Source organism: Fructobacillus durionis (assembly GCF_900112405.1).
GTDB lineage: Bacteria > Bacillota > Bacilli > Lactobacillales > Lactobacillaceae > Fructobacillus > Fructobacillus durionis.
Map to the genome: position 1 here is coordinate 77195 of NZ_FOLI01000005.1, position 21472 is coordinate 98666.

Consider the following 21472-nt stretch of genomic DNA (forward strand, 5'->3'; position numbering starts at 1 on the left):
CACCCCATCTTCTAAAAGATGAGGTGCTTTTTATTTATGAAATTAACTTATTCAATTCCTGAACCAGCTTCAATTGAGTCTGGCAAGATTGTCACGGTCACAATACCGTTCTTTTCAGCAGACAAAACCATTCCTTCGGAAAGTTCGCCAGCCATCTTACGAGGCTTCATGTTCGCCACAATGGCAACCGTCTTACCAACCAAGACTTCTGGTTCTGGATACCACTGACGGATTCCAGAAAGAATTTGACGAGGCTTATCAGAACCGTCATCCAAAGTGAACTTAATCAACTTCTTTGACTTTGGCAACAACTCAGCAGCCGTAATCTTAGCGGCCAAGATTTCTACCTTATCAAAGTCATCGTATTCGATGGCAGCCTTGTGCTCCACTGCTGCAGCTTCCTTTTCTTGTTCAGCTTGCTTAGCAGCTTCCTTAACGGCGCGGCCCTTACCCTTGGTATCCTTAGATACCAAACCGGCAATGAAGGCCACTTCCTGTTCAACATCCAAACGTGGGAAGATTGGTTGTCCCTTCTTCACAACGGTGGCACCGGCAGGAAGGTCGGCCATGGCCAAGTCTTCCAAGCTCAAGCCGGCCTCTGGCAAAGTCAAGCCTAACTGCTCGAAGATTTCCTTTGGCGCATCAACCATAACTGGTTGCAAGGTTGCGGCAATCACGCGGAGCGCTGCAGCCAAGTGGGCCATAACAGCTGACAAGGTTTCCTTAGCAGCTGGATCTTCTCCAGCTGTCTTAGCCAATACCCAAGGAGCTGTTTCGTCGATGTACTTGTTAGCACGACGAACAATGGCCCAAACGGATTCAAGCGCATCGGCCGTGTGAACGGCCGTCATCTGTTCGTTGAAGGCAGCGACTTTTTCGGCCACCAATTCTTCAAAGTCAGAATCAAATTCCGTCTTGTCAGAAACAAATTCCGGAATAACACCACCTTCGTACTTGTTAATCATGGCAACCGTACGGTTCAACAAGTTTCCAAGGTCGTTTGCCAAGTCGAAGTTCACGCGGTCAACGAAGTCTTCAGGTGAGAAGACGCCGTCATTTCCAAATGGCATGGCGCGGAGCAAGTAGTAACGCACTGCGTCCAAGCTGTAACGGCTAGTCAAATCCTCAGGGTAAATAACGTTTCCCTTAGACTTTGACATCTTGCCGTCCTTCATGACCAACCAACCGTGACCAATGATTTCCTTTGGCAATTCCAAACCAAGGGCGTGGAGCATGATTGGCCAGTAGATGATGTGGAAACGAACAATTTCCTTACCAACTAATTGGACGTTGGCAGGCCAGAACTTCTTCAACAAGTCATCGTTATCTGAACCATATCCCAAGGCCGTAATATAGTTTGCCAAGGCATCAATCCAAACGTAGATAACGTGTTTTTCATCACCGGGAACTGGCACACCCCAGTCAAATGACGTACGGGTAACCGCCAAGTCTTCCAAACCAGGCAAGATGAAGTTTTGGAGCATTTCGTTCATACGTGATTCAGGTTGAACGAATTCTGGGTGGTTCTTGTAGTAGTCAACCAACCAGTCAGCGTACTTGGACATCTTGAAGAAGTAGGTTTCTTCTTGAATCTTTTCCACGTCGTGGCCAGATGGGGCCTTTCCACCAATCATGTTTCCGTCATCATCACGGTAAACTTCGGCCAATTGTGATTCGGTAAAGTACTCTTCATCAGAAACTGAATACCAACCTTCATAGGTTCCCTTATAGATGTCACCTTGATCAAGTAACTTCTTGAAAATCTTTTGAACGGCCTTTTCGTGGTCAACGTCCGTCGTACGAATGAACTTGTCGTAAGAGATGTGCATCAAGGACCAGAGTTCCTTGATGTCCTTAGCCATCTTGTCCAAGTATTCCTTTTCGCTAGTTCCAGCGGCTGCGGCCTTCTTCTGAATTTTTTCACCGTGTTCGTCGGTTCCAGTTAAGAAGAAAACATCATCACCGAGCAAGCGGTGGTAACGAGCTGCGGCATCGGCCAAAACAGTCGTGTAGGTGTTACCCAATTGGAGCTTTCCTGATGGATAGTAAATTGGGGTTGTAATATAGAAGGTATTTTTTTCTGACATATGAGTCCCTTTCCTGGCTAATGGAGCCTGTTCTGCTCACTATTATAGCAAAGTCGCCCCGTTCAGGCCAAGTAAAGCGGTTCAATCCATATTTAAAGTTCTAATAAACCATTTTGATTATTTTATTCACAAAGTCTTATATATGGGCATCTAAAGCATGTGGACCAAGCAACCAATTTGATAAAAAACGGCATATTTTCTAACAATCTGTATTGACAAAAAAAACGCCCCCCGGTACACTTAGTGCATATCACAAAAGGAGACAACCTATGAACGCGAACATTCGAAACAACCAACAACTGACGACGACTCTTATGGTTTGCTGTTGCGCACCTCTTTTTTAGGGTGGCGTTTATAGGCTAAAAACCACCCACTAGCAGAAAATAATCTGCTGAATGGGTGGTTTTTATTTTGCAAAAATTTAGGAGCAAGAACATGAATAAGAAAATCGCAATTATCCTCGCAGGTCTCGTTATCGTCATTGGCGGTATCTTCGGCATCATGAAGATGACCTCATCAAACTCAGAATCAACAACGATTAAGTCCGGCACTTTCACGGTCGGGCTCGAAGGAACCTACGCCCCTTTCTCTTACCACGACGACAAGGGTAAGCTAACCGGCTTCGAAGTTGAAATCGCACGGGCCCTAGCCAAAAAAATGGACATGAAAGTCAACTTTGTCCAATCAAAGTGGGACTCACTAATCGCCGGCTTGAACTCCAAGCGCTACGACGCCGTTATCAACAACATCGGTATCACCGACGAGCGCAAAGAAAACTACCGCATGTCAACGGCCTACCTCTACCCTCGTGCCGCTTTGATTAAGCGAACTGGTGACACGTCATTAAACAGCTTGTCTGACATCAAGGGAAAGACCATGGCCCAATCCGTTACATCAAACTACGGTAAGAAGGCCAAGGCAGAGGGCGCAAATATCAAAGCCGTTGCCGGTATCATCGAGGCCATGAACTTAGTCACAACAAACCGTGCCGATGGCTCACTAAACGACATGGGTGCCTTCGAGAACTGGAAACAATCCAACCCTGATGCCGATGTCGAAGCCGTTGATATTTCCAAGGAAATGGGTTCAACCCCTGACGGCGTTTTGATGAACAAGGACAGCAAGAAACTGCAGTCAAAGGTCAACAAGGCCATGCAGGAACTTCGTGACGATGGTACCTTGACCAAGCTTTCCAAGAAGTACTTTAACAAGGACCTAACTAAGGAATAAGCAGAAGCTTACAGATAGGAAGAAAAGATGATCGACTTTTTCAACCTGGCAATCAAATACTTGCCCGAGCTCTTCATGACAGCGCTCAAATACACCCTCCCACTCACGGCAATCGCCTTCTTCTTTGGCATCATTCTTGCATCGATTACCGCCATCATCCGAGTGGCTAAATTACCGCAGAACGAATGGGCCGCAGCAGCCCTACAAATTCTCAAGTGGCTCGCAGCAGCCTACGTTTGGTTCTTCCGTTCCACGCCCCTCTTGGTGCAACTCTTCATCGTTTTTTACGGGCTGCCCAACGCCCACATCGCTCTCTTCCAATCAGCTTGGGTATCGGCCATTACCGTCTTCTCGCTGAACACTGGTGCTTATGCATCTGAAACGATTCGTGCCTCCATTGCTTCGGTACCAGAAGTCCAAAAGCAGGCTGCTGAATCACTGGGAATGACCAGTTCGCAGGTCTACTGGAACGTCGTTCTCCCACAGGCAGCCCGAATCTCCATTCCGCCTCTATCGAACTCGTTGATTTCCCTGTTAAAGGACACTTCCCTGGCATCCGTTATCACAATTGTTGAGATTTTCTACCTGGCGCAACAGATTGCTGCGGCTAACTATAAGGTTCTATCCATGTACATCTTAGTCGCCATGGTCTACGCCTTCTTTACGTCAATCCTAGCCATCGCTCAGCACTACCTAGAGAAGTACACATCGAGGTTCGCCCAATGATTCAAGTTGAACATCTATCAAAGCATTATCCTGACAAAGTCGCCCTAGACGACATCAATCTAATCTTCCCGGCCGAACAAACCACGGCCATCGTCGGACCATCCGGATCCGGCAAATCCACCCTCCTCCGTTCCTTAAACCTACTCGAACGGCCGGACCAGGGAGAGTTGCAAATCGACGATTTGACTTTGGACCTTTCACGGCCAATCACGACCAGCCAAATCTTACAGATTCGGCAAAAAACAGCGATGGTATTCCAGGAAAAGGCCTTGTTTACCCACTTAACGGTGATGCGTAACCTGACGGAAGGACCCATTAAGGTTCAGAAGAAGGACAAGCAAGTGGCCGAGACTCGCGCCCGCGAACTACTCGAGCAATTCGGCATGTCTGAACTGACCGACCGTTACCCCTACCAGCTTTCCGGGGGACAACAGCAGCGTGTTGCCATCTTACGTGCCTTGGCCATGTCACCAAAGTACTTGCTCTTAGATGAACCAACTTCGGCCCTAGACCCAGAATTAGAGGCTCAGGTGCTCCGCGTTCTGAAAGACTTAGCCAAAAAAGATACCTCTATGATTATTGTTACCCATAACATGGCCTTTGCTGAACAAGTAGCCGACCAAATTGTTTTCATTGATAATGGTCATGTTGGCTATAATGGAGCTACGGAAGGTTTCTTCCATTCTGATAATAAACGCATTAAACAATTCTTGGGAGCAATGTCCTTCTAATGGCTAAACGTCGAAAACCATCTAAATCCCGCTTTTCTCAAACCGTTGCCATCGTCATCGCGATTGCAGCCGTTCTATCCTATCAAAGCTTCGGTCAGGATAACCACAAACACAAATCAAGCACCGGGCAGAGTCAGTCCAAGGTGCTGCAATCAGCCAAAAAGGCAAATAAATCCGCCAACACCCCCTCTAGCTCAGCTTCTAACGATGCCGATCTATTAAACATTAAGTGGGATGGTACCCTCGATGGCGACATCGTTCACCTGAATAATAACCATGCGACGTTTACGGATTCTGAACTAAAGCAAACTTTTCCTGGAAACGGTAGCAAGCTGAATCCCGTTGACGGACTTTCACTCTCCGCTCTCGATTCTCTCGGTCGTTCTCAGCAAGCCAACTTCGTTGCATCCAAAGCCGCAATTGACAAAGTCACTAAACGACCAAGTCAAATACCACAATCGGTTCGCCCATCTGGTTGGAATCAAGGCGACCACTTTAACGGTTCGGCCTGGGTTGGTGGCTACCACAACAATTCGAAGGTCAGCCTTGGCGGAAGCAAGCAGGCCCTATGGAACAAGTCCCATATCGTCGGCTATCAATTTTTTGGCATGCCCACCATGGTGACTGAAAACATGACGACCGGAACCCGTGTTGAAAACGCTTATCCAGGTCAGTTAGTCCCTGAAGATGATATCCGTTATGCCATTAAGCAGAACCCTAATATTACCATTCGCGGACAGGTGACACCGGTTTACTCGGGCAACGAGCTCGTTCCCCGTGGCGTACACTACATGGCCAAATCGGTTGAAGATAACGGTGCAAGTCTAAACCTGAACTATTGGATTTTCAATGTCCAACCGGGCGTTACTATCAACTACAACACCGGCGCATCTTCAATCAACTAAAGTCAAAAAAGGACTCCTATTCAATAGGAAGTCCTTTTTCTTATAAGAAACAATCGTGTTTATCCTCTCCGACTCAAGCGAGCACAATAAAAGGCGAGCCATCCCGAGCCTTTACAAGAACAAAAAAAGAGAAGCGATTTCTCGCTTCTCTTTTATGATGCCCTCGGTGGGAGTCGAACCCACACGGTGTTGCCACCACTGGATTTTGAGTCCAGCGCGTCTGCCAATTCCGCCACAAGGGCAATTCGTTTTTTACAACTATATCAGTTTATCAAGGGTAGTCCCCCCTGTCAAGAACAAAACGATATTTTATTTCGAATTTTGATGGGACGCTTCTTCAGCTAACCACTGCGCGTGGGTTTCATTTTTAACTAAGTGACTGACGTGCTCTTCAGCATTTTCAAGCAAGTCGATAATGTGGGAATCCGTCAAACGATAAGTAACCGTCCTTCCGACTTTTTCAGCCGTCACCACCTGCTCTTCACGTAGAGCCTTCAGTTGATGAGAGACAGCCGATTGTTCCATCTCAAGCTGCTCGACCAGCTCAGAAACGGTGTAGGAACGTTCCTGTAGCAGCATCAAGATTGCCAAACGTTTCTCAGCCGATAGCAATTTAAAAATATGACTCAATTCTTCAAGGATTCTTTTTTGCATATTCCCATTATAGCAAAGTTCAGTTTTAAGCTAGTTACCAGAAAAAATAGGTAACAAAAAAAGCCCCTGAATGATCAGGAGCTTTTTCAAAGTTTATTAGTCTTGAACAATCAAAACAGAAATCTTTGAGTTACGTGCGATGTAAGCAGCTTGAGAACCAATTGATCCCCAGAAGCCTTGACGTGAGTGGGCACCCACAACAAGTAGGTCAGCCTTCACTGAAGGAGCGATGTCCTCCACCATGATTTGTCCGGCCTTGTCACCGTCATCAAAGACAGTGTCAACTTGCTTTACGCCTTGTGATTCAGCGTATGCACGGTACTTTGCCAAGTTCTTTTCGATTTCTTCGCGCTTTTCCTTGATTGCGTCCAAGTGCAAAGCGGCAATGGCTGACAAGTCACCCATTTCCAAAATTGAAGCAATAATCAAGTGCGCGTTATCTTCGCGCGCTTGGTGAATGGCGTTTGCCAAGGCGTTGTAACCTTGTTCTGATTCATCAACACCCACCAAGATTGTCTTGAAATGCTTTGGTTCAACATTTAATTGTAATTCAGCCATCATAGCCTCCTAAATTCTACTCGTTTTTTATCCAGCAAACATTTGCCAAACAAGGACGATGTTGATAATTGTCAATCCAACGAAGCAGAGCCAACCAACCCACTTTACCCAAGCAGAGTTAGCAAACTGACCCATAATCTTCTTTGAAGAAGTAAAGTAGATCAATGGTGCCATTGAGAATGGCAAGGCGATTGACAAGAATACCTGTGTAGATTCAATCAAGGCATCCATTTGTGATTCGTTACCACCGTACATGATAGCAATGATCAAAACAGGTGTAATGGCGATACCACGGGTAATCACACGACGAAGCCACATTGGAATACGGAAGTGCAAGAAACCTTCCATGATGATTTCACCAGTAAGAGTACCAGTGATTGTTGAGTTCTGACCTGAAGCCAAGAGGGCCAAGGCGAACAATGTTGACAAAACAGGTGATGCAATTGCACCAGCGATGTTATGGTCATTCAAAGCGTCATACAATTGGTGGAAGCCATCAAGTTCAGCGGCGTGACCGAAGAACAAAGCGGCACCAACAATCAACAACATTGAGTTGATGAAGAAGGCCAAAGTCAATTGGATGTTTGAATCCCAAGTCATCAACTTGATAGCTTCCTTCACTTCTGCAGGATCTTCATGGTTCACTTGACGTGTTTGTGAAATTGATGAGTGCAAGTAAAGGTTGTGAGGCATAACTGTGGCACCAATAATACCAGCAGTCAACGTGATTGGGTTATCCAATCCGTGAAGTGATTCAGTTGACAAAGTTTGTGGACGAGGCACATAGTTTCCCATGATTGCCATCCAGTCTGGCTTTGACAAGATTGTCAAGTAAACAAAGACAACCAAGATAGTCAAAATCAAAGTCATAACAATTGCTTCAATCTTACGGAACCCGAACTTCATCAAAAGAAGAAGGATGATAACATCGAAGGCTGTCAAGAAGATGGTTACCAACAGTGGCCAACCAAACAACAATGACATGGCAATGGCACCACCAACAACTTCGGCGATATCCGTTGCGACCAAGGCTAATTCAGTCATGATCCAGAGTGCGTAACGTCCGAACTTGTTCGTACGGTTACCAGTAGCCTGGGCCAAATCTTCTTGCTTAACGATTCCAAGCTTACCAGCCATGTACTGCAAGAGCATGGCAATCAAAGATGAAATCAAGATAACTGAAAGCAACAAGTAGTGGTATGCAGCTCCACCCTTGATTGATGTAACCCAGTTACCTGGGTCCATATAACCAACGGCAACCAAAGCACCTGGTCCTGAGAAAGCTAACAAACGGCGCCAGAAAGATCCATCCTTTGGAACTTCAATCGAACCGTTTACTTCTGCCAATGACTTTTCACCGGCGTGCTCAATCAATGAATGATGAGTCTTTTTGTTCATGGAATTGTCCATAATTGTCTCCTTTGGAATTCTCCTTAGGAAGGTGGTCATTGAATGTCGTTAAAAACGAACGCAGCAAAAAAGGTCACAAGACTTCCTTGCTCAAAATTGAGTTATTCTAAAGTAGATAGAATAGCAAAAATGCTATCGTTTTTTACGCTAAATAATTTTCATAAAGGATTTCATTCAACTTGGTTGTTGAAAGCTTATGAAAGGTACTTAACCCAATGACTTTTTCCTAAGTCTAGAACCAATATTACACGAGCAACAGAAGAGGTCAAGTGTAATTTTTGTCATCTATTGCCTTTTTTTGTCTCATATTTTTTTAAAAAGGCTTAGGAACAAGTCCCAAGCCTTTTTTATGATTTAATCTTAATTTAATTTTTCTTTGAAAAACTCTCATTTAGGTAAGAATGGTTCTTATTTAAATTAGAAAAGAGAGCTTTTAACGAACAATTCTGATTAAATTGTATTGCAATTCTCTTGATGATTTGCCGCTTCAATTTGAATCGTAACGTGACTAATTCCAAAGTCATGTTTCAATTCATCCTCAATCACCGTCAATAATTTTTGACCGTAATTTTCTTCCAAGACCTCATTTGAAAAGGCAAGGTGAACGGTCAAAGCCGTCTCGGTTGTAGACAATGGCCAAATATGTAAATCGTGCAAGGAAACAACACCAGGTTTTTCCGTCAAATAGTCGTAAATGGCGTCCTCATCGATTTCATCAGGGACTCCGTTAATGGCCAAATTAACCGTTTCCTTCATGACAGGCCAGGCTGTAATCAGGATAATCAAACCAATCAACAAAGAGACGATTGGATCGATAATCTGCCAACCAGTGACCTTAATTAACCAACCAGCAAGAATAACACCAATGGAAACGGCCGCGTCAGACAGCAAGTGGATGTAAGCCGTCTTCGCATTTAAGTCCTGTCCATCGCCATGGTTATGACTGTGTCCACCGTGACTATGCCCGTGTTCATCAGGCACGCCAGACGCTTTAAAAAGCATGGCAGTCGAAACATTCACGACAATCCCGATGGCAGCCACAATGGTAATCATTACCCCGTTTGTATGGATGTGACCAGGATTAAGCAGATCGCTCATTCCTTCAACAAAAATCGTACCAACTGCAAAAAGTAGTAAGACGGTGTTAAAAATTGATGCCAAGATGGACACGTTGTGCCAGCCGTACGTTTTACTACGCGTGGCTTTAATACCGAACACCAAGACCGCTAACCATGCGATAACCAAGGCCAAAACATCGGATAAATTGTGAAAGGCATCGGCGAATAAGGCCGTTGAATGGGCCAATTTAGCAAATACTAACTCCGACAAAACGAAAATCAGGTTCAAAGTAATCCCAATGAGATAGGGTTTTTGCGATGGCTGGGCAGCCTGGTGCGCGTGCTCGTGAACATGATTTTCCTTTGGTTGAGCTGTATTTGTTGAGTGGCTATTTGATTCATCCAGCCACTCTTCTTGTTTAGACATATACTCTTCCTCCTTTTTGTATCATACCTTTTTTCTAAATAAAAAAAAGCCTTTCGGCTTAATTTTCTAATTGACTAAAGAAATCCGTGGCATCCCCAATCACCTGTTCTACACCGGGCATGCTTGGTAATGGTGTTAGATTAACAGCAAAAATAGGCACTTGAGGACGTGCGTAATTCAACAATCCAGCGAATGGGTAGACCTTAAAAGAGGTGCCGACAAGGCAAATCAAATCGGCATCGGCAACCCACGACACCGCTTCTTCGACACGGAATGGTACTTCACCGTAGAAAGTAATCCGAGGACGAATCTTAGCATGGTCTGAAGCACGATAAAGTGACTTCTGGTACTCCGAAAGCGTCGCCTTTCGACCATCTTTCGGACAGTATAAATCATAAAGTGACCCGTGGAAGCGAATCAACTGGCTATCAGTCAGTCCCGCTTTCACGTCCAAATCATCAATATTCTGGGTAATCACCCTTGCCCGTCCATCTCGGACAAAGTCGGCCATTTTTTTGTGAATGACATTTGGCAAAGCATCGGGAAAATACAGGTTATCCTGCATAAATTTATACTGAATTTCTGGGATATCTTGGAAAGCCTGATCTGATAAAAGATACTCCGGAGAATATTGTAATCCTTGGTAAACCCCGTTCTTCGAACGGTAGTCAGGAATCCCCGATGCCGTTGAAACACCCGCACCGGTCAGAAAAACAATCTTCTTGGCCTGGTTGAAGCTTTCTTGTATTCTCTTATCCACCATTTCCATCAGTCAATCCCCTTTATTTACGCACAATATATGGTAGGGCTAACTTTTCAAGCAAGTCCTTCACTGGCAATTCGTACAGTTCCTTAAAGAACTTAGGACGGTCTGCTGGGTTTTTAGGTGGTGCAATAACAAAAGTATTTTGTTGATCCTGCTTTCCTAAGCCAACGTAGGCCTTTTCCTTTGAGGCAAAGTCCGTCATGTCAGAATGGAAAATCTCAAATAGGTTCTTAACTGGTCCTGCCAATTGACGTTCTGACAATACTGGTGCCAAGGTCACATACTGCTTGGCATTCACCGTTGGGAGCTGATTTTTTTCAAGCAGTTCATCAAGGCCTGCGAAGAGGCGGACAATTGTCTTACGGATTGCTCGAGAATCCTTTAAATCAGCTGTCATAATTGGTTCAGCCAGGGCCTTGGCTTCAGAATTGGCCTTTGGATATCGCTTAGCAAAAGATGCTTCCGCAGTTTTTGCCTCTGCCGCTAGTCCTTGTTCTTTCAAAACGGCTAAGAAAATTTGAGCGTCGACCAAGGAAAGGAGTCGGAACAGGTGTTGTCCGTCCACTTCTTTTTCTTCATCCGAAAGTTCGTCTTCAATTCCCGCCTGGAAGGCTGCCGCAGTAGCGGTCGTTAAATAACCCTGCTTAGCCATTTCACGGTAGGTAATGCCGTGCATAACCATCTTGTGTAGACGACTAGCGATGGTTACCAATTGCTGGTCCAATGCTTCATCTTCAAAAGTCAAACCGAAGAAAATCTGCGGAACAATCCCGTTCAAAGAAAGCATCAACTGCAAGAGCTCGTTTCCAATGACAAAGTCGGCTTCAGTCTGGTCTGGTACCTCAATTAACAATCGATCCGCTAAAAAGGATTGCTTAGCTTGATCAAGGCGTAAACGTCCGGACTTTTCTTGACCAGTGCGAACCATGACCGTTCCTGGATAAGTCTGATTCACTTGTTCGAGTAACACTTCCAATTTTGGTGTCATGGCTTTCTTAATTCTCCTAGGATTCTTTCTGCACTTGCTTGATCAATCCGTCCCGATTGAACTAATTCATCGGCGACCGCCATAATCTCGTCAGGACGGGCACCCGCTTGAACGGCGAGCACACGAGCTTGCATCTTCATATGTCCGGACTGGATTCCTTTACCTGAAACCGCCTTTAAAGCAGCCAGGTTATTTGCTAATCCGGTTGCTAAAATAACCTTCTTTAGTTCATCAACAGTGGGATTTCCAAGCAATTCTAAGTTTTTCTGTGCCATTGGTAAGGCTGCAATCGCCCCACCAAGTACCCCAACATTGAGAGGCATTGTTAATTGCCCCATCAAAGTCTTTTTATCATCGCTCAATCGCCAAGTAGACAGTGATTGATACTTACCGGACTTGGCTGCATAGGCGTGACCGGCAGCTTCCACAGCTCGATAGTCATTACCTGTGGCCATAACAACCGCTGATAGTCCGTTAAAAATCCCCTTATTCTCTGTGACCGCACGGTCAGCATCGGCTTTGGCAAAGTCCGAAAGTGAGACAAGCTTTTCAGCAGCTAACTCACCACCAACTGCTTCAACCGGTACAGAACCCTTAACCGTTACCAAGGCATCGCGACCGGCGTTAGTCAAAATAGCTGCCACAATACTGTCTTGGTAAGGCTGTAGACAGTTCTTTACCGCTTCAAGGATGGTATTAACAGCGTTGGCTCCCATTGCTTGCCCGGTCTGCACGGTCAAATCAAGGGCGGCCTGTTCTCCCCCGACAAAACGCAACTCGACCTTTTTAAGGCCGTCACCACGCTCAACCATGGAGGGCTTGGCCTTCTCAGCAGCATCAAAGATTGCTGCCTTATTTTGGTCAACAAAGGCCTGAAGTTTGAACTGGTTGACCCCCTTGAAGAGAATCTGGCCGCCCAACAGAGGCTGACTAGCTGTTTCGGAGGTAAACCCACCAGCAAGGCCCACCATTTGGGCTCCGTTATTCGCAGCTGCAACAACTGATGGCTCTTCGATTACCATTGGTACTTCATACACCTTACCATCAACTACGAGATGGTGTAAAAGCCCTTCAGGCAGCCTAAAATCAGCTAGGTAGTTCTCAATAACGTTTTCTAATTCAACTGATTGTTCTTTCTTATAAAAGTCAGCTAAATCAGCGGGTAATTCTAATGTTTCCAACCTTTCGGCTGGTGATAATTGGTAAAACTTTTTTGTCATGAATGACTAAATTCCTTTTGAATCAATTCGAAAATAAGGCCTTCGCGAACACCGGATTCCGAGAAAACAACCTTAGGAGAATGAAGAACACGAATCAAATTTAAGACAGGTAGCAAACCTGAAATAATGATATCGGCTCGGTTCTTTTCTAATCCCGCCAAGTGTTCCCGCTCCTTACGATTCATCTGAGAAATCTCAGAAAAAACCTGTTCCACTCGTGTAGCAGAAAGGAAAAGACCGTGTAAACTTGATTGATGCTGCTTCGCCCAGCCCTTCTTTTCTGCCATTTTTGCTAACGAACGATTTGCACCACCTAGTAAAATAACTGGTTGACCCTGGTTATCTCCAATAAAGGGGAGCTTTTCATAATCGGCATGAATTTGCCGGCAAGCATCTTTAATATCTTCTTCTGAAATCACATCCGCAAGATGGTATTTCTCAGATAAATTAACCGCGCCAAAGGGCAAGGATACTTCCGCCTCCGCCACCTTTTGATGGTAGGGAATTAATTCGACGGATGCACCACCGGTGTCCAAAATAACGGCTGACTGTTCGTCTGGTAAGGAAGACAGGACGCCTAGAAAATCATAGTGCGCTTCTTCTTCACCAGTTAAGACACGCAATCGAACGCCAATGGCTTCGTAAACACGGTCTAAAAAATCCTGTTGATTCTTAGCAGTTCGAACTGCAGCTGTTGTAATACCGTAGATGGCTTCAACTGAAAATTTTGTCAACCGCTCACGGTAATCCGTTAAAACACGTAACGTTCGCTTGATTGGCTCTTCTTGAAGCATGAGCGAATCCCCCATCCCCTGAGAGAGACGGGTGTCTTCCTTCACCCGAAAAACCTCTTGGTAAGTGCCGTCTTCTTTCAACTTCTCGACGACCATTCGAGCTGAATTACTCCCTAAGTCGATAATTGCAATTGTCTTTTCTCGCATAGCGGCCCCATTTAGTGATTATTGTCCAGTATAACACGGATATTGATCAAAGAAAAAAAGCATTAGACGGCTGTCTAATGCTTTTATGAGTCAATTATTCATCAATCGTTTCATTAATCTGTGATAGGTAAGTCTGGGCGATACTCAATCCACTTGATGGCACGTCGCCACCAAACTGTGAGCCCGTTTCCTTAGCGGACAAGCCCAACTGCTTACGAATTTTATCCGTTACACGTTGCTTTTCCGTATCCGTTACAGCCTGGTATGACACACCACTCAACATGACACCAGTTCCTTGCATATGATCGGAATCCTGGTGCTTTGCAGCAGAACGGTACTTCTGAGCAATCTTCACGATATCGTTAAAGGAAAGGTCAGTCTGAGCGTACTTAGACAAAGACTTGATGAAGGAAGAGTTCAAAAGCGTATCCGCATTGATTGCTTTCTTAATCATTGCCTGCATAACCAAACGTTGACGTTGCTGACGTCCGTAATCCCCTTGCGGATCGTCGTAACGCATACGTGAGAAGGCCAAAGCCGCATCACCATCCAGCTTAGTCTTTGATGATGACCAAGTAACGCCGTTATCATCGGACTTCTCCCACTTAGTAGAACCCTTGTGGAAACGATACAAGTTTGGACCATAATCATGGGCAGTATCTTGACTGTATTGGAAGTCCATTGGTGATTCAACAGAAACACCACCAACCTTGTTGACCAAAGTCTCCAAGCCCTTCATGTTAACAAGCGCGTAGGAATCAACTGGGACGTTCAAATAGTTCTGAACAGCCTTCATCGTTGCCCCAACACCACCGAAGGCATAAGCAGCGTTCAACTTCTGTGGGAATGAATCCTCATAGCCAGGGATTGCTGTCAAAATATCACGTGGAATTGACACCATCGTAGTTTTGTTTGTCTTAGGGTTAACCGTTACTAACATCATTGAATCCGTCAAACCTGTTCGGTCACGGTTCAATTCACCAACATCCGTTCCCAATACCAAGATTGAGAAGGGCTTTCCGCGGGCGATTAAGTTTGACACATTACGGGTCTTATTAATGTTAGCGGACTTTTGAATATCGTCGATAGCGCCTTTGTACTGGGCGTAAAGGTAGGTTCCCCATCCAGCAGTACCAAGAATGATAATCGTTAATATCCAAAAAATCCACTTGCGAATACGACTTCGCTTTTTGCGCTTTGCACGTAGGCCTTCGTTGCGTACCGCACGTGAAAGCTGTTTAGGCTCTTCTTGCATAAATACTTTTGCTCCGCTTCTAACGAATTTGAGATTTACTCTTAACTTTTATTATTCTATCACAGTGCATGTTAAACCAAGGTTAAAAACGGCCAAAGTACGTATTCTTAGTAAAAGCTTTACTTTTAAAATATAAAAAAAGACGACTAGGAAATCCTAGTCGTCGTTATTTATAAAGTGATTAGCCAGCGATACCAACGATAGTGTCACCAACGATACCAAATCCAACCTTAGTGAATGAGGCGTTCATCAACCAGTTATGGTGGGCAGGGGCTGCAAGCATTCCAGTTTCGTTGTACCATGCATCAACAACAGATGATGGTGACCATTGGATAGCAACAACTTCAGGTCCAGCAACTTGTTGGAAGTGACCAGTTGGCAATCCACCGTTTGCAACGGCGTTTTGTGCACGTGAAACAGCAGTTGCTGCCAATGAAGCGTCGTATGATACTGGTGCCAATCCGGCAGCAGCACGCTTAGCGTTCATAGCGTTAATGATTGTTTGAACTGAACCAGAAGCACCGGCTGAGTAAGTCGTGTAATCAGTTGAAGCAGTTGTAGCTGCTTGTGCTTGTGTGTTCGTGTTTGTAGTAGCTTGTGTGTTAGCTGAATCATCAGAAGTTGATGCAGTAACGTTTTCATCAGCTGCTGCTGCAACTGAAGCAGTTGCTGTTGCAGTAGTTGATGCGGCTTGTGAAGCAACACCATCAGTTGAGATTGTGTCACCAGCGATGATCAAGTCAGCGTTAGCGATGTTGTTCTTAGCAACCAATTCTTCAACAGTTGTGTTGTTATCTTCGGCGATTTGTGACAAAGTGTCACCAGCCTTGATTGTGATATCGTTGGCTGAAGCTGAATGACCTGCTGCCGCGAAGGCAGTAGCTGAAGCTAAAGTAGCCAAGATTGTCTTAGTAAGTTTATTCTTCATGAGAGACTCTCCATATTTTTCTACTTATTTTTATAATAATTGGCTTGCTTAATCAATAAGCGCTCAATCTATAAGCCTATTTTAGGATATCTGCGTTACCACATAATATCCCATAGGTTACATTTATATTACAATATTTCAACCGAAAATGCAAATTTACAGGCTCAACAAAAGAGAACCATACGTGAAGCCAGCACCAAAGCCGGTTAGCAAAACTTTTTTACCCGTTAAATCATTTTTTTGATTTAATTGATCAAAAGCCATCGCAATCCCTGCTGAAGAAGAATTGCCATAGTGCTGCACGTTTGTCACAAACTTTGTCATTGGCTGACCAAGAATTTCTGCAACTTTCTCAATCATCCGTAGGTTGGCTTGATGTAAAACAAAGTAATCGACATCATCAACTGTCAAGCCTTCTTTTTCCAAGATTGACTGGATGTGTCCAGGTATCAAAGTCGTTACTTCGTTATACACGGAACGCCCCACTTGTGCAAAAGCATCAATCTTAGGGTAGTTATCCGCAGACAACTTTGTCAAAGGTGCAATCCGGCCGGAATGCACAACTTCGGCATCCCCACGTGTATGCATTTCTTCGGCTTGGATAAAGTCCCTTTCAGCCTTTCCCAAAAGCACAGCACCAGCGCCATCCCCAAAGAAAACGGTCGACGTGCGGTCCTTGAAATCCATCATCTTGGAATTAACTTCGGCTGAAATAACCAATCCGTATTGGTAGTCGCCAGTACGCATAAACTTATCCGCCGTCGACAAGCCAAAGACGAATCCAGCGCAGGCCGTTGATAAATCATAGCCCCAAGCTTGGCTAGCCCCCAGGTTTCGTTGAACCAAAGCAGCCGTCGAGGGTGCTAAACCATCTGGCGTAAAAGTCGTCACGATGATAAAACCGATTTCATCAGCCGCTACACCGGCACGTTCCAAAGCCTGTTCAGCAGCTTTGGTTGCTAAATCAGAGGTGTTCTCCCCCTGCAATGAAACATGACGAGATTCAATTCCAGTGTGTGCGACAATCCACTCGTCACTGGTATCAACGACTTTGGCAAGATCATCGTTGGTTACTATATCTTTTGGCACATAGTGGCCGCTGGCCAGTATCTTACTTCCAATCATAATCATTCCTATATTAAATTGGAGCAAATGTCTACTAAAGACGAAAGTGCTCACGAAGAGATTAACGAATCTATACTAAATTAACATAAAAACCCCACCAAAGGGTGAGGATTTTATCCGTTATTCATTATAGCGATATCTTAAGCCTTCTTCAAATCAGCGAGACGCTTTTCTGTTGATTGGGCTTTTTCTTGCCAGTCGGCTAACTTCGCCTTTTCCTTGGCAACAACGGCTTCAGGGGCAGATGAAACAAACTTTTCGTTTGAAAGCTTTCCTTCAGCACGCTTTACTTCCTTCTCGAACTTAGCCAATTCGCCTTGCAAACGTTCGATTTCGGCATCGATGTCAATCAAGCCAGCCAATGGTACGTATACTTCAGCACCGGTGATTACTTGTGACATGGCCAAATCAGGAACAGCCACATCGGCTGCAATTGTCAATGACTTTGGCTTAACGAAACGTTGGATGTAATCGGCATTGTCGTTAAAGACCTGAACCAAGTTCTCATCCTTCACCTTGATCATCACGTCGATTTCCTTAGACATTGGCGCCTTGGCTTCAGCACGAATAGTACGAACGGCAACAATCAAATCTTGTAGAGACTTAAAGGCCTTGGCTGCTTCTTCGTTTTCCAATTCCTTCTTATAAGTAGGATAAGCCTGGATACCCAAATGTGCATCCTTACCAACTTGAGTTGGCATTTCCTGCCAGATGGCTTCTGACATGAATGGCATAATTGGTTGAAGCAAACGCAGAGTCTGGTCCAAAACGTAGGCCAAAGTCTCTTGAACAGCGGTCTTGTCCCCATCCCCATTCAAGGATTCCTTAGTCATTTCAATGTACCAGTCAGCAAAGTCAGACCAGATGAAGTTGTACAAATCACGACCAGCTTCACCGAACTCGAACTTCTCGAAGTTATCCGTAACCTTCTTCACAGTCTTGTTCAAACGGTCCAAAATCCACTTATCGGCCAATGACAACTTGTCAGCATCCGGAATACGGGCAACCGTGTCATCATCCAAGTTCATGATAACGTAACGGGAAGCGTTCCAAATCTTGTTAATGAAGTTCCAAGCTGAGTCCATCTTTTCATAAGTAAAGCGGACATCTTGACCTGGCGTTGATCCAGTAGCCAAGAACCAACGCAAGGCATCGGCACCGTACTTTTCAATCACGTCCATTGGGTCAACACCGTTACCCAATGACTTAGACATCTTACGACCTTCACCGTCACGAATCAAACCGTGAATCAAAACGTTCTTAAATGGACGTTCGCCAGTAAATTCCTTACCTTGGAACATCATACGAGCAACCCAGAAGAAGATGATGTCGTATCCAGTTACCAAGGTATTCGTTGGGTAGTACTTGGCAAAGTCGCCGTCCAACTTATTTGGCCAACCCATTGTTGAAAATGGCCAAAGAGCAGATGAAAACCAAGTGTCCAAAACGTCAGGATCGCGTTCCCAGTCATCCCCAGGCGCCTTTTCTCCAACGTAAATTTCTTCTTGGTCAGTTCCCTTGTTCTTGTACCAAGCTGGGATTTGGTGCCCCCACCAAAGTTGACGAGAGATAACCCAGTCGCGGATGTTTTCCATCCAACGAGTGAAGGTATCTTCGAAACGGCCAGGAACGAAGTTAACCTTTTCATCAGGGTTTTGTTGCATAGCCAAGATTTGCTTAGCCAATGGCTCCATCTTAACGAACCACTGCGTTGACAAACGTGATTCGATGGCAACACCAGTACGTTCTGAGTGACCAACCGAATGGGTGTATGGTTCGATGCGGAGCATATCGCCCGCTTCTTCCATATCCGCCACCATGGCCTTACGGGCTTCAAAACGGTCCAAGCCTTCGTACTTACCAGCGTTAGCGTTCATGTGGGCATCTTCAGTCATCGTGTTGATGCGTTCCAAGTTATGACGGTTACCAACTTGGAAATCATTTGGGTCGTGGGCAGGTGTAATCTTCACCATTCCAGTTCCAAAGTCCTTTTCAACGTATTCGTCGGCAATGATTGGAATCTCACGTCCAAGCAATGGCACACGCACCGTCTTACCAACGATGTCCTTGTAACGTTCATCAGTTGGGTTAACCGCAACGGCCACATCCCCAAACATTGTTTCTGGACGAGTCGTCGCAATTTCGATATAGTCTTTACCGTTCAAAGTCGTGCCATCCGTAAATGGATACTTCACGTGGTAGAAGGCACCTTCGTCATCTTGGTAGATAACTTCGATATCAGACAAAGCTGTACGAGCCTGTGGGTCCCAGTTAATGATGTATTCACCACGGTAGATCAAGCCCTTGTTGTAAAGGTCGATGAAGACTTTGTTAACTGCTTCGTTCAAACCAGAGTCAAGGGTGAAACGTTCACGGCTGTAGTCCAAAGCCAAGCCCATCTTTCCCCACTGTTGCTTGATAGTCGAAGCGTATTCGTTCTTCCAGTCCCACACTTGTTCGACGAACTTTTCGCGACCAAGGTCGTAACGGGAAATTCCTTCCTTGCGCAAACGTTGTTCAACCTTGGCCTGCGTAGCGATTCCGGCGTGGTCCATTCCTGGTAACCAGAGTGTATCAAATCCCTGCATCCGCTTTTGACGGATTAACATGTCTTGCAAAGTCGTATCCCAAGCGTGGCCCAAGTGCAACTTTCCAGTAACGTTTGGTGGTGGAATAACCACTGAATAAGGTTCTGGTTCGTTTCCCTGAATAGCCTTGTTGGCTTCAGGAGAAAAGAGATCGTTCTTTAACCAATCTTCGTAACGACCAGCTTCAACCGCAGTTGGGTCGTACTTGGTCGACATGTTTACATCGCGCATAGTCTGTCCTCACTTCTATTTTTTGAAGGGTTATTTTAGGTTTTTTATATAAAAAAAGCGCCCTAATCTTTCGATTAGGACGCTTACACGTGGTACCACCTAAATTGCGTTTACCAACTATATCGTTAGAAAACACCACTTCATTTAAATCAATTATTAACCCCTAGCAACCTTCCGCATTAACTCTCCTACTTCACAGCTTCCAGTAGGTCTCTTTTAGTAGCGCTTGCGTACTCCTCTAGGTTGTACTTAGTTTACAAAGACTTAACGGGATAGTCAAGTTTTATTCGCTATCCGTATTCGTATCCGTTGCAGCTTGCCGCTGATACTCATCCTTGTATATGTCCACCGTCGACTTGTCGACCCCGATTTGATCAGGGTTAACCTTCAAAACAGGTAGTTGATCCGGATTATTTGCATCCTGGTCATAAGCACCGTAGGCATTTCCAGAAACACTTTGGCCAGGTGTTAACTTCCAACACATGTACTTATAATTAGCACCGATTCCTAAGATCACACCAGATTTCTTTTGAAGTTGGTTACTAATCAAATTATCATCAGAAAGCTTCCCCTTATCGTTAGCAATGGAGGCAACACTAGATGTCCAGTGCGAATCTGTAATGCTATCGGTAGCAAGCCCTGCTAAGTTCCAGCTATCAGACTTGGCAAAACCAGTATCAAAGGCACCATGGGGCGCAGAAGCCACAACGTACAAATCCTTCTTCGTTGTGTTTTTAACCGACATCTTTACCTTCACAACGCTTCGCTTACTATAAGCCTTGTAATCAGTTTTAGAAATGGACTTCACGTCAATTTGAAGGCCGTTAACAACCTTCTTTTGACCAGACTTCATGTTAATCATCTTCGTTGTTGCATTTGTTCGCAATCCGGAGGTGGACTGTGAGGTATTGATTTTCTCGACCTTATTCTTAGAAGATTCTTGCTTGGTGCATACAAGGGTTACCGTACCAGCAATCGCTACCAGAAGAATCACAATCGCCCAAATCCAAAGCCACTTTTTCCGTTTCATTTTTCATTCCTACTTTTATTATTAACAGGAATAATTATACTCCTCTTTTTGAACATAATAAAAAAGGCCAACGGAATTCGTTGGTCTTTCGTAAAGTTTACTGTTGCTTCTGTTCGTGTTGCTGTTGAGGTTGTTGTGATTGTGAAGATGAAGAAGATGATTGACTTTGAGCAGCGGCAGCCTTACTTGAAGATTCCGCAGCAGCCTTAGCCGCAGCATCAGAAGAAGACTTGGCAGCAGCTTCAGCTGCAGCACGTGATGACTGAGCGGCATTTGCAGCAGCACGTTCCGCAGCAGCTTCAGAACTTGCCTTTGCAGCAGCGGCAGCGTTTGCTGAAGCAGCATTGGCTGCCGCCTCTTCTTGCTCCTTATCATCAGAAGAACTTGATGATTCAGTAGACGTATGGTGCTTCTTAGATGAATAAGAAATATCAGGTGTTGGTGAGTCATCATCAGACTTTGATGAAGCAGAACCAACCATGTAGAAGGCAACCCCTCCAGCGATGATAACGATGATTAACCAGAACCACCACTTCTTATAAAAAGTCATGCCTCGCTTAGTCGTTTGGCGTCGTTTTGCACGTGATAACATAATTTAAATCCTTTCAAGAATA

Annotated in this window: 19 protein-coding genes and 1 tRNA gene; 4 read left to right on the forward strand and 16 right to left on the reverse strand. The window is 44.9% G+C overall.

From position 1 onward, the window contains the following. Positions 1-47: 47 nt before the first annotated feature. Entirely contained in the window at positions 48-2087 is a 2040-nt protein-coding gene (gene metG, locus BMZ93_RS05030; protein WP_091502770.1) for a methionine--tRNA ligase, read from the reverse strand. Between the two features lie 435 nt (positions 2088-2522). Between metG and BMZ93_RS05035 the strand changes: the two genes are divergently transcribed. From BMZ93_RS05035 to BMZ93_RS05050, 4 genes are read left to right on the forward strand one after another with little or no spacing between them, the layout of a single operon-like run. Next, positions 2523-3317, forward strand: coding sequence for a transporter substrate-binding domain-containing protein (locus BMZ93_RS05035; protein WP_091502773.1), 795 nt, complete (start codon positions 2523-2525; stop codon positions 3315-3317). Positions 3318-3344: 27 nt separating this feature from the next. Further along, entirely contained in the window at positions 3345-4043 is a 699-nt protein-coding gene (locus BMZ93_RS05040; RefSeq protein WP_091502776.1) for an amino acid ABC transporter permease, read from the forward strand. Beyond that, positions 4040-4774 carry an amino acid ABC transporter ATP-binding protein gene (locus tag BMZ93_RS05045; protein ID WP_091502779.1) on the forward strand — a complete coding sequence of 245 codons (735 nt, stop codon included), beginning with the start codon at positions 4040-4042 and terminating at the stop codon, positions 4772-4774. The genes BMZ93_RS05040 and BMZ93_RS05045 overlap by 4 nt, the downstream gene beginning before the upstream one ends. Further along, positions 4774-5679, forward strand: a complete 906-nt coding sequence (locus tag BMZ93_RS05050; RefSeq protein ID WP_091502783.1) for a DNA/RNA non-specific endonuclease — start codon at positions 4774-4776, stop codon at positions 5677-5679. Before BMZ93_RS05045 ends, BMZ93_RS05050 begins: the two co-directional genes overlap by 1 nt. Positions 5680-5837: 158 nt before the next feature. Here the strand turns inward: BMZ93_RS05050 and BMZ93_RS05055 are convergent. The 15 genes from BMZ93_RS05055 to BMZ93_RS05125 form a co-directional block, all read right to left on the reverse strand. Then, a tRNA-Leu gene (locus tag BMZ93_RS05055) sits at positions 5838-5921 on the reverse strand. Positions 5922-5988: 67 nt separating this feature from the next. After that, complete coding sequence (locus BMZ93_RS05060; RefSeq protein WP_091502787.1) at positions 5989-6333, reverse strand: ArsR/SmtB family transcription factor; 345 nt, start codon at positions 6331-6333, stop codon at positions 5989-5991. Positions 6334-6429: 96 nt separating this feature from the next. Next, positions 6430-6891, reverse strand: a complete 462-nt coding sequence (locus BMZ93_RS05065; RefSeq protein ID WP_091502790.1) for a universal stress protein — start codon at positions 6889-6891, stop codon at positions 6430-6432. 27 nt (positions 6892-6918) lie between these two features. Then, on the reverse strand, positions 6919-8301 hold the full coding sequence (locus BMZ93_RS05070) for an Nramp family divalent metal transporter (protein ID WP_091502793.1): 1383 nt from the start codon (positions 8299-8301) through the stop codon (positions 6919-6921). A gap of 450 nt (positions 8302-8751) precedes the next feature. Next, positions 8752-9786 carry a cation diffusion facilitator family transporter gene (locus tag BMZ93_RS05075; RefSeq protein WP_091502796.1) on the reverse strand — a complete coding sequence of 345 codons (1035 nt, stop codon included), beginning with the start codon at positions 9784-9786 and terminating at the stop codon, positions 8752-8754. 58 nt (positions 9787-9844) lie between these two features. Continuing rightward, on the reverse strand, positions 9845-10555 hold the full coding sequence (locus tag BMZ93_RS05080; RefSeq protein WP_091502799.1) for an NAD-dependent protein deacylase: 711 nt from the start codon (positions 10553-10555) through the stop codon (positions 9845-9847). Positions 10556-10568: 13 nt separating this feature from the next. Then, the gene (locus tag BMZ93_RS05085) at positions 10569-11540 is read right to left on the reverse strand and encodes a nitrate ABC transporter ATPase (RefSeq protein ID WP_091502802.1); all 972 of its coding nucleotides are present in this window, start codon (positions 11538-11540) and stop codon (positions 10569-10571) included. Beyond that, on the reverse strand, positions 11537-12760 hold the full coding sequence (locus BMZ93_RS05090; protein WP_091502806.1) for a hydroxymethylglutaryl-CoA reductase, degradative: 1224 nt from the start codon (positions 12758-12760) through the stop codon (positions 11537-11539). The genes BMZ93_RS05085 and BMZ93_RS05090 overlap by 4 nt, the downstream gene beginning before the upstream one ends. After that, positions 12757-13701 carry a Ppx/GppA phosphatase family protein gene (locus BMZ93_RS05095; RefSeq protein WP_091502809.1) on the reverse strand — a complete coding sequence of 315 codons (945 nt, stop codon included), beginning with the start codon at positions 13699-13701 and terminating at the stop codon, positions 12757-12759. The genes BMZ93_RS05090 and BMZ93_RS05095 overlap by 4 nt, the downstream gene beginning before the upstream one ends. Before the next feature lie 94 nt (positions 13702-13795). After that, complete coding sequence (locus tag BMZ93_RS05100) at positions 13796-14956, reverse strand: LCP family protein (RefSeq protein WP_200769367.1); 1161 nt, start codon at positions 14954-14956, stop codon at positions 13796-13798. Between the two features lie 181 nt (positions 14957-15137). Then, positions 15138-15884 (reverse strand): CAP domain-containing protein, encoded by a 747-nt coding sequence (locus BMZ93_RS05105; RefSeq protein WP_091502813.1) that lies wholly within the window; start codon positions 15882-15884, stop codon positions 15138-15140. Between the two features lie 156 nt (positions 15885-16040). Beyond that, positions 16041-17009, reverse strand: a complete 969-nt coding sequence (locus BMZ93_RS05110; RefSeq protein WP_091502816.1) for a beta-ketoacyl-ACP synthase III — start codon at positions 17007-17009, stop codon at positions 16041-16043. A gap of 140 nt (positions 17010-17149) precedes the next feature. Next, positions 17150-19828, reverse strand: a complete 2679-nt coding sequence (locus BMZ93_RS05115; protein WP_091502820.1) for a valine--tRNA ligase — start codon at positions 19826-19828, stop codon at positions 17150-17152. Between the two features lie 283 nt (positions 19829-20111). Beyond that, entirely contained in the window at positions 20112-20858 is a 747-nt protein-coding gene (locus BMZ93_RS05120) for a hypothetical protein (RefSeq protein WP_091502823.1), read from the reverse strand. A gap of 97 nt (positions 20859-20955) precedes the next feature. After that, positions 20956-21450, reverse strand: coding sequence for a hypothetical protein (locus tag BMZ93_RS05125; protein WP_091502828.1), 495 nt, complete (start codon positions 21448-21450; stop codon positions 20956-20958). Positions 21451-21472: the final 22 nt, after the last annotated feature.